Raw genomic sequence first — 18,742 nt, 5'->3', positions numbered from 1 at the left:
GTAACCATTAATTGTAGAACGGATTTTGAACCAACCGTTCGTTATTGTCCAATTCTTTTGCAGGAATCGGCATCAGATATAACGCTTTGTTGAAACTTCTCGGAATCAATATTTCTTTTACCTCACCGAATTTAGTTATATCATCGGTATCAATATTCAAGCCTTTATCTGGGCAATTCAAAAAATCTTCTGCCACTTTCCAACGTCTGGAATCAAAGAAACGGTGTCCTTCCATAAACAATTCCAAGTTACGTTCTTGGCGCACAATCGCTCTCATATTCTCTTTACTCTTGTAGTAATTGGGGTCTTTACCATGTTCACCCCATGCTTCTTCAATAGTAGGAATACCTGCACGTGTGCGTACCTTGTTAATGTATGTTCTTGCAGTCGCCAAGTTGTCTTCACCACCCACTTCAATCAGTGCTTCCGCATAATTCAGGTACAGTTCTGCCAAACGGAACAGGCACCAGGGATATTCGATAACCGCTTTGTTCCATGCTGGCGGAACCAATTTCTTTAGGGTATAGCCTGATGGCGAGTATTTAGCATCTGTCGCATTTCCTTTTCCTTGCGCATCACTTTTCAACATCTGAATCCGAGCAGCACGAAGCCCCGCATTCTTTTCGTTGGTTGCTTTGTCATTGTACCAGGCCATTTCACTGTATCCGTTATGGAAGCCAATCCATGCATAGTAACGCGGCTCACGATCTATATTGCCTTTCAGCGTTTGTTTGCCGGCATCTCCGGCTGGATCATAAAAATTGCCATCAGCTCCACCAATGGGAACATCTACAGCTGTATAACGTCCCAGATAGTCAAAATCTTTATCCTGATTCATCGGTAACCCGTTCTTGGTATAAAACTCTTCCACTACCGCCATGGAAGGAGCAATGGTATTACCAATGTCATGGTTAAAAACTTTTCCTGGGTCTCTAATTACTGTACGACGTTGGAAACCATATTGCCCCTCGTGTCTGCAATCGGCCCAAATAATCTCCGGATTCCCTTCGTAATCCAAAATAGTATAGCGTAAGCGACGCTGATCGGGTTGGTTAGCAAAACCCGGTTTGCTATCGGACGGATCACCTGCATTATCATATAGAGAGAATATACCTTCCATTGCATCTAAAGCACTCTTTGTCACTTCAGCCGATATTTTCCATTTATTCAAGTCTTCAGTCTGCGATACTAAGTAATTACCATCTTTATCAATGAAATTGTTATACATTTCTTTATTGCCATTGAACAATGGAGAAGCAGCATACAAATACAACCTTGATTTTAAGGCCATGGCAGCATATTTAGTGGCACGTCCAAAATCTGATCCAGAATAATTGTCAGGCAACACCGGAATCACCTCGTCCAACCGATCACTAATCCATTGCACTACCTCGTCATAGGGTCTTCTTTCTGGATACTCCACAGTCGGGGTATCTTCGGCATACATGTGATCAATGATGAAAGTCGGTCCGTAGAAGCTCAATGAAAGGAAGTGGTAGTAAGCAACCAGAAACTTGACTTCGTTGCGATAGTCTTCACGTGTATTATTATCGATGCAAGTGATATTATCTATCAGCGAAAGGAACAGATGACATTGACGGATGCCTTTCCACACATTATCCCACGTATTACTTGTCTCTCGTAAATTGGAAGGACCATAGTCACCTCTCAGCATATTGACCAATGCCTCTCTTTCGGGAGCAATCAACTCGCCTGAAGAAGCTAGCCAGTAATTGGGGTATGTCCCGCGATTGTTGGGTAGATAAGCGTAGCAGGAGTAAAGGAAGTCCAATACCCGACTGGGAGTTTCATAGGCATCTTCGTATTTGATGGTTTCATCGGGCACAATGTCCAAATAGTCGCAGGAAGAAAATGCAAACGGCATCCATGCAAATGTCAAAATCATTTGGATATATTTCTTTTTCATGATATTCTTATTTTTTATTAAACGTAATTTGGAATCCTACATTGAATACACGTTGGGTAGGATATTTCAATCCGCTACCTCCACCCATTTCGGGATCCCATTCCTTGAACGGAGAGAATGTCAACAGGTTTTGTCCGCTGAAGTAGAAGCGCATATTCTTAAAAGTGTATCCTATTTCTGCATTCTTCAACTTCAGAAAAGCGGCATTGCGCAACCAATAATCAGACCATTCAGTATTGTTCGTGTTGTCTTTCTTACTCAACCGCGGATATTTGGCATTGGGGTTCGGATTATCAACCGACCAATGGTCGTCTGCAATAAATTGGAAAAGTCCGTTAATGCTTCTTGTACCAAAAGGATGTATGCCCGACATCATCAACGATGTTTTTGCCGCACCTTGGAAAAAGAAAGAGAAATCCCAGTTTTTCCATTTAATAGAAGGACCGAAACCGTAAATAATCTCCGGATTTTGCGGATTACCCAAATATACCTTGTCGTCAGAAGTAATAGTTCCACTATAGTTACCATTCACATCCGGCTGGTCTACGTAACGGATATCACCGGGACCGTAGAAGTTGTAGCCGAGACCGGATTGGTCTGCCCAATCGTAAACAGCCTGCCAATCAGAAAATAATCCGTTGGAGATGAATCCTTCGTATTGATCAATGGAATGCCCTGTACGCGAACGGTTAGGATAATTGCGGAATGCAGGTTCATTATACTCCACAACGGTATTGTGAGCGTATGTGAAGGTACCTTTGAACGAAACGAACAAGTCTTTGTTTATTTGTTTATTATAGTCGAGCGACATATCCACTCCCGTGTTTTTCACTTTACCGAGATTTCCGTACAATTTGGTGTCGCCCATTCCTAAATAACCAGGCATGGTGGTGTTCTCCATATAAATATCCCTGCGGACTTCCTTGAAAACATCTGCACTGATATTCACAGCATCGAACAACTGAAGATCGATACCAGCATTGTATTTTTCGCCGATTTCCCAGGTGAGGTCAGGGTTAAAAGCACGCTTCAATAACGGGCCTTTTCTTGTTACTACATTTGAACCAAAACCGGTGGTAAATGAAGGATCGCTACCCAAGGCCAAGTCTTCCATATAAGAGAAACGTCCGGCACCCGTCTGGTCGTTACCGACCAATCCCCATGAGGCACGCAGTTTCAAGCGTGAAATGACCGGTTTGATTTTCTCCCAAAAAGCTTCTTCGGCAATGTTGTATCCGATGGCGAATGAAGGGAAGAAACCAAAACGGTGACCTTTGGCGAAGTTTTCGGAACCGTTGTAACCAAAGTTAGCTTCAGCCAAATATTTTCCGGCATACGCATAAGAGATACGCCCGGCAATCCCCTGCTTTCTTTCAGGAAGTGAGGTATATAAGTTTGTCACTATATTGTTGTTGTACTGCTGGTGGTTGTACAACAGCATGACGTTCAGGTCATGCACATCGTTGAAGATATGGTTGTAGTCCAACATCGCTTGTACATAAATCTTTCTGTTGCTGCCTTGTGATCCGGAAGTGTTGACATTGGTAGCCACTTCGGTTGTATTGGTACTTTTAATATCATACTCACCGGTTTCACTGTTGAAGTTATCAACAGAAAACGCATTGTAGGCCGATGTACGTTTTACTTCAGAGGTCATGTTGTTTTTGAACGAGAAGATTCCGCTGAATTTCAATCCATCCAAAAGCATCTTCAAATCTTGTTCCAGCTTGAAGTTGGCAGTCACAATGGTATTCATGGAAGTCTTGTAGCCTGTCACATATTCCGCCACCGGATTGCGGTATCCGGTTGTATACGGACCACCGTATTTGTCGCCCCACAACACATAGTCCGTATTATTACGTCCATTAGGGGTTCCTGCCGGAAAGTAAACCGGAAAATCTACCGGATTAGAAATTTTGGACAAACCAAACAAATCGTTCACGTTACTGTTCGGTCCTTTCCAGTCTTTTATCGAAAGGTTCAGTCCCAAAGAAATCTTGGTCGTGGAAGTAGCCTTGATGTTCAGGTTGTTCACAAAATCGTAATTGATGACGTTGATGTTGTTATTGTATGAGAAGAAATTTTTGCTAATGGGACGTAGGTTACCGTCGCTGTGCTTCACGCCGACACTCATGAAATAGTCCACTCGCTTGCTACCGCCACGTATATTAAAGTTAGCGCGTTGGGAGAATGAAGTATTCTTGAACATTTCATCATACCAGTTTACGTTGGGATAAACGTAAGGGTTGGTCTTGTAGTATTTCATGTATGAATCCACATCGTATGGTTTTGCATCTGTGTCTCCACGCCCCAACGATTCGTTGAACATATTAATATAAGTGGGACCATCCGCCATTTCCGGCACACGTGTCATCTGTGAAACAGCACCTTCCAAACGGAAATTGATGATGGGCTTGTCTAAGTCTTTTCCCGACTTAGTGGTTACAATCATCACACCGTTCGCACCACGAGTACCATACAAGGCAGTGGCGGTAGCATCTTTCAGAATGGAGAAACTCTCAATGACTTCGGGATCGAGAGCATTCAATTCGGAACTGCTGATCTCCACACCGTCTAAGACAATCAATGCGCCTGTACCGCTACCAAATGTAGACTTACCGCGAATCCAAAAGTTTGCACCATCCGCACCCGGCTCACCACTACGCTGCACGGCAATGACACCCGCCATACGTCCGGCAAAAGAAGAACTCAGACTCGAAGAAGGAACTTTCAATTCTGCGGGTTTAATCTGTTCTACTGAACCTACCATTGACTCTTTTTTCTGACCAGCACCGAAAGCTGTTACTACAACCTCACCTAGTTGGGCGGTAGATTCATTCAATTCTACTGAATACATCTTAACATTGGTCACTTTAACTGTTTGTGTCTCGTACCCAATGAATGAAATAGCCAGTATGTCACCAACGCCACATGAGATTGTAAACTCCCCATCAAGGTTGGTAACTGTACCCGTGTTTTGTCCTTCAACTTTTACAGAAGCGCCAATAATAGCTTCTTGAGTTTTTCCATCAAGGACAACACCTTTTACTGTCTGCTTTACTTTACTTTGCTGCTCAATTTTTACTGCTTCTTTTTCCATATCATCCTTTACTATTTCAGCATGAATAGATGCCGTGTAAAGAAGAAAAGAAAAAGGCAGAATAGCTTTTGTTAGCTGAAAAGTGATTCTGTTTTTCATTATTTTTTATATTAACTAAAAGGTTTGAAATTCGAATAATAAATGTTTCCGTTTTGACACTGCAAACATACTACGTTTTTAAATATAGTAGGGGAGAATATGTCTTTTTATGGGGGGGGATATTTTCCAGTCTATGTTTACTGCTTTGATTTTAACATTTACGGGTGACAAAGAGAGATTATACAAATAAATCTTTGTAAATGCAAGAAAAAAAATGCACAAGCAGTAAAATGAAAAAATAGTAACACTATACATTATTGCCCCCTTAAATACACAATATTTCCCCTATGACGATACTATATTGTTTAACTTTGTAGCGTTGAATTTAAATATCTTTTATATGATTAAAACCACAAAAGAAAATCTTATAATCCGCCCCAGATGGATTGTACTCACTGCATTGGCGTGCTCACTAAATATAGTACAGGCGCAAACGTCCCAAGCAGAAAAAGCTTTTATCAGGGAAAACATGGAATTTGCCACAAAGCAGTACGGTCTGATGATGCAGTCCCCTGCACAAGGGGAAAAAGGAAAAGCTATCATGCCACACAGTATGCGCAAAGACGGCACTCCGAGTAAAGGTAGTATCTATCTTTGGACAGCGGGCTTTTTCCCCGGCACACTGTGGTATCTGTCAGACTACACGGGAGACAGAGCTTTACAAGATTCTGCCTTGGCTTACACCCGGCAGATGGAACCTGCGAAAACTTTCACCGACAACCACGACATCGGTTTCATGATGTATTGCAGTTACGGCAATGCTAACCGCTTCGCACCGGAACCCGATTACGAGGACATCCTGGTGGAATCGGCTCGATCGCTCTGTACACGCTTCCGTCCTAAAGCAAATGTCATCCAGTCGTGGAACGGATTTCGCAGTTGGCACGGTGACAAAGTATATGACTTCCCCGTTATCATTGACAACATGATGAATCTGGAACTACTATTCCATGCTTCTAAAGTGACAGGCGACGAAAGTTTCCGTAAAGTGGCAATCGCACACGCAGAAAAGGTAATGCAAAATCAAGTACGTAAAGACTACAGTTGTTTCCATATCATATATTATGATAAAGAAACTGGCAAACCCATCAAAGGAGAGACTTCTCAAGGATATTCCGACAATTCGGCTTGGTCGCGCGGACAAGCCTGGGGCATTTACGGATTTACCATGTGTTACCGTGAGACAAAAGACAAGCGTTTCCTGAAAACAGCGAAAAAAATGGCAGATTTTTACCTCGACCACCCCAACCTTCCCTCCGATAAGATTGCCTGGTGGGACTTTAACGCCTATCAAGAAGGCTATACACCCGGTGTCCGCTCCAATGCAGGTAAAACAGTAAACAACTACCGCGACGCTTCTGCCGCTGCCTGCGTAGCTTCGGCATTACTGGAACTGAGCACCTATACCAAAGGTAACAAAAGCAAGAAGTATCTGGAAAGTGCTAAGCAGATTCTGCATGCACTGGGCAGTGCCAACTACCGTGCCGAACTGGGTAAAAACGCAAACTTTATCCTGATGCACAGCGTGGGTACCGTACCTCACAATGCAGAAATAGATGTTCCGCTAACATATGCCGACTACTATTTCATCGAAGCTTTACACCGTTATAACCGAATGTTAGATGGAAAAAGTCCGTTATAAATAAAAAACTAAAATCCATGAAAAGAAAAAGTCACCTGATATATTTACTGACAGTCATAATGATGTTGCCGGTAGGAGTACAAGCAAAAAACAAGAAAAAGGAAAAGAAAAGCATCCCCATGACGGAAATTCAAACCACCGGCGCACAGGATCGCACCACATGGGTGAAGCTGCTTTGGAAGATATCATATCCCGTCATCCACAACCTGGCAGAAGGAACACTACACCAGAATATGCCCATTGAAACCCGCAGTGGTGAAACTGCAGGCTACAAGGACATGACACATTTAGAGGCTGTAGGTCGTACACTTGCCGGAGTTGCCCCCTGGTTGGCACTTCCCGATGATGATACAGAAGAAGGCAAACTGCGCAAGCAGATGCGCGCAGAGGTACTGAAAGGTTTGAAGAATGCAGTAGACCCTGCATCGCCCGACTTACTGAACTTCACCAAGCACGCTCAGCCCATCGTGGATGCCGCCTATCTGGTACATGCTTTTCTCCGCGCGCCCAAAGCCTTGTGGGAGCCATTGGATGAAGTAACCAAGGAACGTTACATCAAAGCGCTTCAATCCCTGCGCGACCGTACCGGCGCTTACAACAACTGGCTGCTCTTCACCGGATTGACGGAATCTTTTCTAATGGGGAAAGGTGTACAATACGACCAATTCCGCATTCGTGTAAGCAAGAACAAGGTGAAAGAATGGTATGTGGGCGACGGCTGGTATAGTGATGGGCCTTCATTCAGTATGGATAATTATAATGCTTATGTGATGCACCCCATGATGGTGGCTATGCTGGAAAATCTCTTGCCTAAACGCTGGGCAAGCCAGAAAGAAGTGGACGAAGCAATGAATCGTATGGTACGCCATTCCGAATTTTGTGAACGTATGATTGCTCCCGATGGTACATACCCCGCCTTCGGACGCTCGGTGACTTATCGCACGGCTGCATTCCAGTCGCTGGCAGACGTAGCTCTACGCAAAAAGCTACCCACGCATGTCTCTCCCGCCCAAGTACGTTGCGCCCTGACTGCCGTACACCGTAACATGTACGAGGGAAATCAGAACTTTGACAAGGATGGTTGGTTAGTACTTGGCTTTAACGGTCATCAGCCGGAATGTGCTGACGGCTATACCTCCACCGGCAGCCTTTATATGGCAACCTTAAGTTTCCTACCTCTCGGTCTTCCTGCCGATGATCCGTTTTGGACAGATGCTTATGCAGACTGGACCAGCAAGAAAGCTTGGAAGGGCGAACATCTGCACAAAGATTATAAAGTGGAATACTAAAAAGTGCAATTATACGACTTGAGATATAATAATCTCAAGTCGTATAATTGCACTTTAAAACTAAATAAATATGCTGTTATCCCTATCTTGTTTCAGTTTGTAGCTTGTACCTGTGGAACAATAGTATTCACTAAAAATTCCGTCTTATTTCAATTCAAAGGGTACAATCCCCTTAATATCTCTTGATGAACTTCCGATAACCGCCTCAAACTTGCCCGGTTCGGCTATCCATTCATGCTTTGCATCATCGAAGAAGCTCAATGCTTTCTTATCAACCGTCAGCGTTACCGCTTTCTCTTCGCCCGGAGACAGTCTCACTTTTTGGAAGGCTTTCAGTTCTTTCACCGGACGGGGCAGAGAGGATTTCTTGTCGCTGATATAAAGCTGGACAACTTCCTGACCTTCGCGGGTTCCTGTATTCTTCACGTTGACAGTGAACGAAATCGTATCATCGGTGGTCATTGTTTTCTTATCTGCGGAAGGTTTGCCATAAACGAAGGTTGTATAGCTCAATCCATGTCCGAATGGGAACAACGGTTTGATTTTCTCTTTATCTGCCCAACGGTAACCAACAAAAATATCTTCGTGATAAGTTTCGTTAATAGTATCCCCCCTATGCTTGGATTTTGCAAGTTCTTCCTTATTACCCGGATATTCACCTAGTTTATGAGCACCTACATCGTCCAGTTTTACAGGGAAAGTAAAAGGAAGTTTTCCGGAAGGGTTCGCATCTCCTACTAAAACCGAAGCAAGAGCCGTTCCGGCTTCCGAACCCAAGAACCAGCCTTGTACAATGGCGGGGACTTCATTTACCCAAGGCATAGCCACTGCATTACCGGATATATTGACAAATATCAGGTTCTTATTGACCTTTGCCAGTTCACTTATGACTCTGTCCTGTGCGTATGGCAAGCCTAAAGAAGCACGGTCAGAGTCTTCACAATCCTGGTGATTGCTCTTGTTCAACCCACCGAAGAAGATGACATAATCTGCGTCCTTAGCCACTTGCAGAGCCTCAGCGAGAAGTTCGTTTTCCGAACGGTCATCTTTCAAGTCCTGCCCAGTTTTCACACCGTTATATTCGCCTGTCGGGTCGCCTACATATCCACGGGCATATACAATCTCTGCCTGTGAGCTGGCACGTGCTTTTAAACCGTCTAACGGAGAAATCTCATATTTCACTTTCAAAGAAGAACTACCACCGCCCACAGTCATCATCTTTATCGCATTTTCACCGATCACTGCGATTTTCTTCGCTTTATTCAAATCGATAGGCAATACGTTACCGTTGTTTTGCAACAATACAATTCCTTCTTCAGCTATCTCACGACCAGCTTGTCCGTGTTCGGGAGAGCCTAAAGAACCGAACGGTTTATGTGGATCCATCGAAGTACGGAAAATCAGACGAAGGATATTGCTGACTTTCTCGTCCAGTTCTTTTGTTCCGACTTTACCCTCTTTAATCAGTTTCAGGTAAGGGAAAGCCATGTAATAATTATCATAAGCATTACGAGTTCCGGCAGACAAGCCGTTTGTCCACGAACCGAATTCCAAATCCAAACCGTTGTAAATGGCTTGTTCGGTATTGTGCACACCACCCCAGTCAGACACTACCACGCCGTCGAAGCCCCATTCATCACGAAGGATGTCTTTAAGCAGACGTTTGTTGTGACAGCCGTGCTGTCCCTGATAAAGATTATAGGAACCCATAATCGACCACGCTCCGCCTTCTTGAACGGCAGCCTTGAAAGCAGGCAGGTATATTTCATAGAGGGCACGGTCGCTCAGATGCACATTGGTGGTATGACGTTTGAATTCCTGATTATTCAGCGCGTAATGCTTTACGCAGGCGGCTACGCCGTTCTCCTGCACACCTTTGATATAAGGAACTACCATAGTGGCAGACAGATACGGGTCTTCACCCATATATTCAAAATTACGTCCATTCAAAGGGGTACGGTAGATGTTCACACCGGGACCGAGCAGAATGTCTTTTTTCCGATAACGCGCCTCTTCACCAATACTTTTCCCATAAAGATGAGACATTTCAGGATTCCATGTAGCGGAAAGGCAAGTCAATGCGGGATAAGCGATACAGGAATCGTTTGTCCATCCTGCCTGATTCCATTCATCCCACAATACTTCCGGACGAATACCGTGAGGGCCATCGGTAGCCCATACTTCCGGGATTCCGAGACGAGGTACGCCTGCCGAACTGAATTTAGACTGTGCATGAAGCATCTTCACCTTTTCTTCAAGGGTCATCCGGTTCAATGCGTCTTTTACCCGCTCTTCGATTGGCTTATTCGTATCCAGATACACCGGTTTCTGTGCTGAGGCAGACAGTGTAGCTATAACAGACAAGCCAAGTAACATTGCTTTGAATTTCATGTTTATTTATGATATAAGAAATAATTTATAATCTATATATAAAGACTCCTAAGCTAAAGTTATCTACTAGTTACGAGTAAAATTATTAATATTTATTATATTTATCGACCAATAAGTCTATCTTCGTATAAAACAGGTCGAAATTAAAAGTATATCTATATCCTATTCCACCAACTACCGCATATAAAGGCTGGTCACACTTTGCTTATCCTTATAGAACAGTTTCGCTTTCACGATAGCAGATTGGCAAGCTACCGAAGCTTCCCAAAGCATCGAATCCATCGTCGGCTCCGTTCCGTCCGTCGTATAGCGTATCTGCCCACCTGCAATGGAAGTATTCGCGTACAGCAGACCGTCTTTGACGGAGAGTCCGGGGTGAGGTAAACGGAAATTTACCCCTATCCGGCTCCAGTAAGGCATTTCCTTCACACTGATTTTTTCATAGAACAACGACAAATCGCGGTCAAAGGCTTGCTGCTCTGCCGTGCCGGAAAGGGTTTCCCAATTCGGGTGCGCATTCCAGCCACGCTCTACCAATCCCATCACTTTCGGGAATATATAATATTCTACCCATTGAAATCCTCGGATAGTTTCAGCAAACAGTTGCGCCTGCACGCCTTTTATATTTTTCCTGCCTGATGTGGTCAGTGCGGTCTTCCCTTTTCCCGCCGCACTTACATCGACCGGATTCCCTGCCATATCCGTACGGGAAGAACGGTAGACATCGTACGGAAGCATGGAGAAGGCTTTGGACTCATCCACATATCCTCCCCAGAAATGTCCCGGTTCGTCGGGATGGGCATCATAAGCCAAGTCCAGATAGAAGTTGTTCACATTACAGAGAATCACCGGATAGCCGTTGTTGGCTATCTGATAAGGGATTTCGTCTTCTTTCCATTCAGGAACCGTTTTCCATGAGTTGATGCCGGCTGCACATTGGGACAGATAAGTGTGAGTCTCCGGTGTATGTCCCAAAGCCACTTCCTGCCAACCGTTAAAAGATAAATTATACCGTTGCAGGCAATCAACTACTCGGGTAATGAAATACTCCGCCAAATCGTGCGCCTTTGTCATTCCCTGTTCTTTCATCAATGCAACACACAAAGGTGAACCTAGCCAAGCACCTCTTGCCACTTCGTCACCACCCAGGTGGATAGTAGTCAGAGGCACACCGGCTTCTTTATACATAGCCACAATTTCCTGAATCACCTTTTCCATAAAACGATAGGTCGATGGCAAGGCTACATTCATCACATTGTCTGTATAGGCTTGAGCGGAAACATAGCGGGAAGTATCCTGCAAATCACATAAAAGGTATTCATAAGCCTTCTTCGGGTCTGTATCTATGTATTTGTTATAACGTGCTTTCATCGCTACGATAGCAGCACGTGCATGACCGGGGGATTCTATTTCAGGAATGACCTGCACGTGCCTTTCTGCCGCATATCGTAAGAAGTCTATAAATTCATCACGGGTATAATAACCGTTTCCCGATGTTGCGGAAAGTGGGTCATACCCACCGTTATAAGCGGGATATAGACATTCTTTTTCATCAACGGTATATCCACGCCGTGCTCCAACCGTCGTCAGTTCTTCCAAACCCGGAATTTCCAGACGCCAGCCTTCATCATCCGAGAAATGGAGATGAAGTACATTCAACTTATAGGAAGAGAGTACATCTATCAGTTTCTTCAAGTTATCTACCGTTGTGTAATTGCGGGCAATATCCAGCATTTGTCCTCTATAAAGCAAGTCCGGATAATCCTGAATAGACATTGCTTGCAAGCGTAATGGTTCTTTCTGACCTTTTATCCCTTCCTGTTCTTTTTGCTTTATCTGTTCTTTTTGTCCTTTCAACAATCCCAATAAAGTTTGCGTTCCGTTAAAGATACCGTGAGATGTATTACTACATATTTCCACCTTTTCATCGGTGATATTCAGCTCATAATACTCTTCGTTTACCACTTTCTTTCCGGCAGGAAGATAGTCCAGAACAATAGTAACCGGGGCTTCGGGAACAACTTCCAATCCGTATATTTCCGACAGTTTATCTTTCAACAGCTTCCCTTCGTTTGCAAAATTTTCATGAAAAGTCAGAGCAAACTGTTTTTTCAATAAGATTTCTCCTTTGGCAGGAATTACTTTCTTGACAGATGGAATGATGTCTGTCTGCTGAAATTCCGAAGGGCCTGCTTTCTGCAGACGCAGATTCGTATCATAAGTCTTTTGCGCAGCAGACTTCTGCCATTCTGTAACAGGCAGTGGGACGATATTCAATGCCACAGGAAACGGTTTTCCTTTCAATGTACCCGACTGGCTTACCCAATAAGAACCTTCGGGCGCATGGGAGTTTTTCGGAACTTCGCCGCCACACCGAAAAATCACTCTCAGTGAGTCTCCCGGAGCCAATGAGGTAAAACCTGCTCCCGGATACATCTTAAAATAGGTGGCATTTACTTGCTCTACCCGAACCGGTGATGAAGCATCCTGCTGGATATTACGGGGAAATTGTGAATAGAAAATCTCCCAGTCCTTGTCTAATGGGGTATCAGAGATATTCTTCAGTACAAATGAATTCTCATAATATTTGCCATTGCTGTCGTAACTTCCCATTTCCCAAGTCAGAGACACCGGAGCTTTCGCATCATTCGCAGGTTTACAACCGCCCGCCACGAGTAAGACACACAGCCATCCCGCTAATAAAGAAAATCTTATATCGTTCATAAATTTCGTCTTAGTGATTAGTCATGCCACCCTTTGCTTCTCAAATAATCGAGCATATAAGCCGGGGAGTCTGTCTGAAGGATTCGTGCTCCTAGTTTGTTTATCAGATAGCCGTAACTTGCGTCCGGGTCTTTCTGCGCAAGTTCGTCGTCGTGCCCTCCTGCCAGGGAAGCCCACAATGTATTATACCAAATCAGACTTTTCCCCGCCAACCTGCGTTCCATTTTGGCAGGTATCGGACTTGAAGCATTCCGGTAGCACAATTCAAAAGCAACCGGATGTAACTGTTCCATATAATCCTCGACAATTTTTACCGACTTTTCATCATCAATCGTTACGACAGGCATATAGATTACCTTATCCAAATAAGAGCCGAACTCCCGTTTTACCGTTTCCACCGGTTGTCCACCTTTCATGATAACTAAATCGGCAGTACCGGTCTTCTCCAATATGGCATATACATCATCAAAAATGCTGTAAGCCTTATCCAGATTGACCATGATTTGCCCTTTGGCAGCCAACAACGCTTCTTCCAAGGTAGGAACAGTATGTTCCGTCAACCGACCGTCTTTGTCCTTCAAGCGAAGTTGTTTTATTTCAGCCAATGTTTTGTCTTTTACCTTACCGATACCGTTTGTAGTGCGGTCTACCGTATCGTCATGCATCAGGACCAACTGTCCGTCTTTTGTCTTACGGATATCTATCTCCACAATATCTACTTTCATCTGAATAGCGCTATCAATAGCTGCCACAGAGTTTTCGGGGGCAATACTCCAGTTTCCACGATGCGCTACCACGAGCACTTTGTCAAGGCGTGGGTTCAATACATCTTTCCGGATAGCCTCCGCCCGCTGTGCAGCCAGGAAACCCGGCTGCAAACAGAACAGTAACAAAAGCACAATAAGCTTGCCTTTCTTCATATCTTTCATCAGTTATTAAATCTTCTTACTTTATTATATTCAACGTTCTAGCTTTTTATTGTTGCAGATACTTTAATACTGCAACTACAATCCGGCATCATAAGCTCCGGGCTGCATCTTGTTTACATTACGGATTGCTCCACGCTGGTCTACTCCGAAACCGTCTTCACCAACCCAATCGACGAATTGCTGTCCCACAGTTGCATCGAAAGACTTCACTGCGTCAATAACAGCCTGTTTCGTTGCAAATTCATCAATAACATTGGTTATTGTCCATTGGTAAACACCGTCAGTTAGCGAAGCAGCAGGAAGCGTTTGAGAAGAATAGTCCGTATCCGTACCGATAGCTCCCCAACCGGCATCTGCCGCCTGGAATACGTTATATCCACCGGAAGTTATATTACCTGCATAAATTGTCCTGGTTCCCGCTCCTTTAGCAAACAGGGAGTTGACAACAAGAGAAGCCCTGGCCCCTGCACGAAATACCCCGTTGGGATTGCCCGAATTTCCTACAATCGTGGTATTGGCAAGCATAAAGTAAGCATCTCCGTTGACGGTAACACTATTATTACTTGTGCCCGTAGTACCAAGTACAGTCGTATTATTCATACAAACATATCCATTTCCGGCATGTATAGCAGTACCCCAGGCTGCCGGTGCATGATTCTCATGCAATAGGCAATTGTTCATAAATAATACAGAAGCAGCATTATTCGTCAAAATGGCTCCCCCCCGATTGGCTCCCCTGTTATTCACAAGTTCTACGCGTTCCAGGAAAACACTTCCTTTGGCTAGCTTAATAGCCGGGCCTGCATCCGAAGCACCTTCACGGTTGAAGTTCTTCACAACACAGTTCTTCAACTGCAAAACAGCATTGCCCGATTGACCTGCCGCCACATAGAATCCATTCACGTCTCCTTTATCGCCTTGTTTATATTGTCCGTCGAAAACACAATCTTCGAAAGTTATATTTATCTGATTTCCCAAACAGAACATTCCGTCAGATGTAGCGGACGCATTGCTGCCTGTATTTCTGACAAAAACAGTCGTATATTTGCTAACATCACGCTTAGTCAGGTCAGTTCCCGTACTTGAAGGGTCATATCCACCTTCAACCGTTATTTCCACCTGCTTGCTATAACCGCTATACTCTACCTTTACGCCGGAATTCTCCTTCGCTATTTCATAAGAACCCGCAGCTACATAAATCTTCTTGCCGTCCAGTTTGACAGCATTGGCGTTGGAAACCGTACTGTTACTGCTCGTTTGTAGCAAGTTGCGCAATGCATCCACGCCCATTGCATTATCCCAGTCCATACCGGTGGCATTTCCGGCAGGTTGTTCTTTCACATAGTATGCAGTCAGTTGCAGTTCTTCCGCATCTCCGCCCGGCAAAGTACCGCTATCCCATGGAGAAACAACCGGTTCACTGACGGATATGACCGAACCTTCCACTTTTAAAGTGAACTCATAGCATTTTCCGGGTTGCAACTCCGGGATACCAAGCATTACCAAATCCTCACCCAAATAGTTCAAGGAGACAAAAGTAGCAGTTGCCCCAGCTTTTCCGGGAGTCACAATGGCAGTATAGCTACAACCATTCTGCCCCGCCTTACCACCTTCGGGAACGGTAATAAAAGGCGATACCAAAGAAGTAGCCTCTACCACTTCCCCATTCGTGTATCCTTGATAAGAACCTATTTTCACTCCCTGCACTTTACCTTGTCCGCCTACATCCGCCAACGTCATTATGACTTTCGCCATTTTCCGGTTCATGCCCAGACGGAGAATACGGGAACCGTCATCCGTAGCATTCTCCACAGTACAAGTCATATAATCGGCATTTGCCAGGTTTTCCAGACGTTGCTGGTTGGTGGGAAGAATAAAGTTAGCAATGCCAGCACCATTAATTACCGGATAAAAGGCGGAATAAGTTACAGGTTCCGTTCCCCATCGCAAATAGTAATTATCGGTCGGTGACCATTTGCCACCGGAGAACACATAGTTCAGATAGCCGTCCTCACAGCTCAACTGAATTTCGTCACCCTCATTAAATTGTTTCTGCTGTTCTCCCGTAGCACCGGGATTACTACGGGTGAAGGCAGTATTTATAACAGCCTCAATCTGAATAGCACCGGAATCATTGCCGTATACCGCCACATCCTTGTCTGTATCACAAGCCGCCATGCCCGTCAATAAGCAGGCAGCCATCATCAGTTTTGTTATCTTCTTCATCGTTTATTTCCTCTTTCTTTAATTCCGGTCGATAAGCTGACCGGTTGCCCAACTCCTGGCTTGCATGTGCATGGCAGCCAGCCGCGCAGTTGTATTTACATTGAGAGTCAAAGTATGCTCCACGCCTTTCTCCAGTTCAATAGCTTCCTTGGCAGACCATATATAGAGCTTTCCGTCATAACTGAAATTGATAGAGAAGTCCTCCGCTATCTTTTGTGGCGGCAGGATACATTCGCAATAATCCGTTCCCTTATAGGGAGCCACGGTAGCTACTGCCGCGTCAGCCGCAGGAACAACCACCGGATCCGCTGCCGACAAATCGCAGATACCGTTTACGACAGCACCGTTGATAGACATATCCCCTAACTTATTCATCTCAGCATCGACCGTTCCATTCACAGTGATTTTTATAATCAGCTTGCTCATGGCATGGTTCAGGGAGATTCTCAGTTTTCCGTCAGTAGTCAAATCCTTTTCCGGATCAACTATCGCTTTCATCAGCAGGAAATCGGAAGACATCACATTGGCTTCTGTCGCCTGATTGGTCAATGCATCAACCGCCAACAGAGCATCCGGAGTAGCTTCACTCACATAAGGTGCATAAGCAATCATCGTAACAGGCGTTCTTTCCGCATCCCACAGCATTTGCTGACCGTCCGATGTGCTCCACACATTGCCGGAACCGACCATCTGTTTGTGATAGTTGTAAGCGGCATTCTCAGCGTTGCGAATCATCAATCCGAAACGTTCCAGATTCGTAGCGTCATACCCTGCACGCGACAGCGGCTCATTCACTTCCGTAATGACACTGATTATCCGTGCTTCAGAAGAACCACCCGTCGGCAGCAATTCATCCTCATTATTCGAGCATCCGGCCAGCCCGATGCCCAAGGCTAGTATATAAAATATCTTTTTCATGTTACAGTCTTTTTACAGTTTAATTCGGCAAAACGGCATCATAAGCACCGGCCTGCATCTTGTTGGCATTACGGGTCGCTCCACGCTGGTCTACTCCGAAAGCATCCTCACCAACCCACTCTACAAACACTTCTCCCAGATTGACAATGGGCGAAGCTACCGGATTGAAACTTTTTGCCACTTCTATCACCGCCTGCTTCGTAGCATATCCTTTCACCGAACCAAGCTGGTTGATATCCCATATATAAACACCTTCCTCATTCAGCGTACCGTTCACCGCATTGGGATAAGCCGTATCAAGAGGACTCATCGTGATGCCTGTGACGCGTTGATAAACATTATAGCCTTTTGAGAAGGCTTCAAAGCTGCTTCCGTTCAGATTGAAACTCGGAGCCGAAGGGTTTTCGGCAATCAAAAGGTTATTGATAAACTTCGTATCCCCACCAATTCCTGTCTCGCAACGGACAGCCCCATGGCTATCACTTGCATTTCCTACAATCGTACTATTAACAAGCAGGAAACTTCCCCCACCATTCAAGGCAGCACCCGTACCTTCATTCTCTATAATCGTAGTATTGTTCATGCAGATATGCCCTTCCGACATCTGAATTCCATTGCCCCATGAACCCGAATGGGAATTACCTTTCAGCAAACTGTTATTCATTAATGCCACAGCAGTCTTACTATTACAACGTACAGCTCCTCCACGACCTACCGACGTATTATCCAGAAGCTTTACATTATTCAGCCGGACTTGTCCCGACAGGATGAAGACAGCCGCTCCCCCTTGTTTAAGAGAAGTCGTCACTGTCGATTTACAATCCCTTATCACACAGTTAGTCAGTTCAACGGAAGTATCCCCCGTACTGCCGCTCACATAGATGCCGCTCCCACATTCGGTAGTACTGGCATCCGCTTCGGACACATACCCGTATTGAAAAGTAACCCCCTCAATAGCAATGATTCCTTTCTTAACCAACAGCAAGCCACAGTCTCCCGCATCCGCCTGCTTATTCCCGTTCACGTCGCCACTGATAACCGTTACATACGTGTCTATATTCCGTGCCGAAACGTCCGTTCCCTCACTAAACTGGCTATATCCGCCTTTAATCGCTTTCACATTCTTGCGGACAATCACGCCAAGCCCGCTCTCTTCAGACATCACATATTTGCCCTGGCTCATATAAATTGTACTCTTGGAAAGGTCGACAGACCCGCTCAACAGTTTGCGGAAACCCGCCACATCCAACGCCTGTTCCCAGGAACTACCATCCATCTCACCCTCACCGAACTGGGTTACAAAATAACTTTCCAGTCCCTTCTGCATTATGACCTCTTCGTCCAAATCATCATCATAATCGGTCATCATAGGCGGGTCTATCATCTCATAGTTTTCCTGGCATCCCTGTGCCAACAGGATAATGAAAGCCAGCATACACAGCTTCGATATTATGAATAAACTATTTCTCATTTTATTTCTTTTTAACTTGTACATTA

General features: G+C 44.7%; 10 protein-coding genes. 2 read left to right on the top strand and 8 right to left on the bottom strand.

Annotation, left to right across the window (positions count from 1 at the left end; translation table 11 throughout):
• Positions 1–7 precede the first annotated feature (7 nt).
• Both RDN93_RS02735 and RDN93_RS02730 read right to left on the bottom strand, forming a co-directional pair.
• Entirely contained in the window at positions 8–1,927 is a 1,920-nt protein-coding gene (locus tag RDN93_RS02735) for a RagB/SusD family nutrient uptake outer membrane protein (RefSeq protein ID WP_308744120.1), read from the bottom strand.
• 7 nt (positions 1,928–1,934) lie between these two features.
• Positions 1,935–5,126 (bottom strand): TonB-dependent receptor, encoded by a 3,192-nt coding sequence (locus tag RDN93_RS02730; protein WP_308744119.1) that lies wholly within the window; start codon positions 5,124–5,126, stop codon positions 1,935–1,937.
• 340 nt (positions 5,127–5,466) lie between these two features.
• Here RDN93_RS02730 and RDN93_RS02725 point away from each other — a divergent pair, with 340 nt between their 5' ends.
• Both RDN93_RS02725 and RDN93_RS02720 read left to right on the top strand, forming a co-directional pair.
• Positions 5,467–6,768, top strand: coding sequence for a glycoside hydrolase family 88 protein (locus tag RDN93_RS02725; protein ID WP_308744118.1), 1,302 nt, complete (start codon positions 5,467–5,469; stop codon positions 6,766–6,768).
• 17 nt (positions 6,769–6,785) lie between these two features.
• Positions 6,786–8,057 carry a DUF2264 domain-containing protein gene (locus tag RDN93_RS02720; RefSeq protein ID WP_308744117.1) on the top strand — a complete coding sequence of 424 codons (1,272 nt, stop codon included), beginning with the start codon at positions 6,786–6,788 and terminating at the stop codon, positions 8,055–8,057.
• Positions 8,058–8,201: 144 nt separating this feature from the next.
• Here the strand turns inward: RDN93_RS02720 and RDN93_RS02715 are convergent, their stop codons facing one another.
• The 6 genes from RDN93_RS02715 to RDN93_RS02690 all read right to left on the bottom strand — a co-directional run bounded on the left by RDN93_RS02715 (position 8,202) and on the right by RDN93_RS02690 (position 18,716).
• A complete protein-coding gene (locus tag RDN93_RS02715) occupies positions 8,202–10,448 on the bottom strand; it encodes a glycoside hydrolase family 3 C-terminal domain-containing protein (protein WP_308744116.1) in 2,247 nt (748 codons plus the stop codon).
• Between the two features lie 174 nt (positions 10,449–10,622).
• Positions 10,623–13,172 carry a family 20 glycosylhydrolase gene (locus RDN93_RS02710; protein ID WP_308744115.1) on the bottom strand — a complete coding sequence of 850 codons (2,550 nt, stop codon included), beginning with the start codon at positions 13,170–13,172 and terminating at the stop codon, positions 10,623–10,625.
• Between the two features lie 17 nt (positions 13,173–13,189).
• The gene (locus tag RDN93_RS02705) at positions 13,190–14,092 is read right to left on the bottom strand and encodes a glycerophosphodiester phosphodiesterase family protein (RefSeq protein ID WP_308744151.1); all 903 of its coding nucleotides are present in this window, start codon (positions 14,090–14,092) and stop codon (positions 13,190–13,192) included.
• 84 nt (positions 14,093–14,176) lie between these two features.
• Positions 14,177–16,327, bottom strand: a complete 2,151-nt coding sequence (locus RDN93_RS02700) for a fimbrillin family protein (protein ID WP_308744114.1) — start codon at positions 16,325–16,327, stop codon at positions 14,177–14,179.
• Positions 16,328–16,345: 18 nt separating this feature from the next.
• On the bottom strand, positions 16,346–17,245 hold the full coding sequence (locus RDN93_RS02695; RefSeq protein WP_308744112.1) for a fimbrillin family protein: 900 nt from the start codon (positions 17,243–17,245) through the stop codon (positions 16,346–16,348).
• A 19-nt stretch (positions 17,246–17,264) separates the two neighbouring features.
• The gene (locus RDN93_RS02690; protein WP_308744111.1) at positions 17,265–18,716 is read right to left on the bottom strand and encodes a right-handed parallel beta-helix repeat-containing protein; all 1,452 of its coding nucleotides are present in this window, start codon (positions 18,714–18,716) and stop codon (positions 17,265–17,267) included.
• Positions 18,717–18,742 lie beyond the last annotated feature (26 nt).

It is taken from the genome of uncultured Bacteroides sp. (assembly GCF_902491285.1).
Classification (GTDB): Bacteria; Bacteroidota; Bacteroidia; order Bacteroidales; family Bacteroidaceae; genus Bacteroides.
This window is presented reverse-complemented; position numbering and strand designations above follow the sequence as displayed.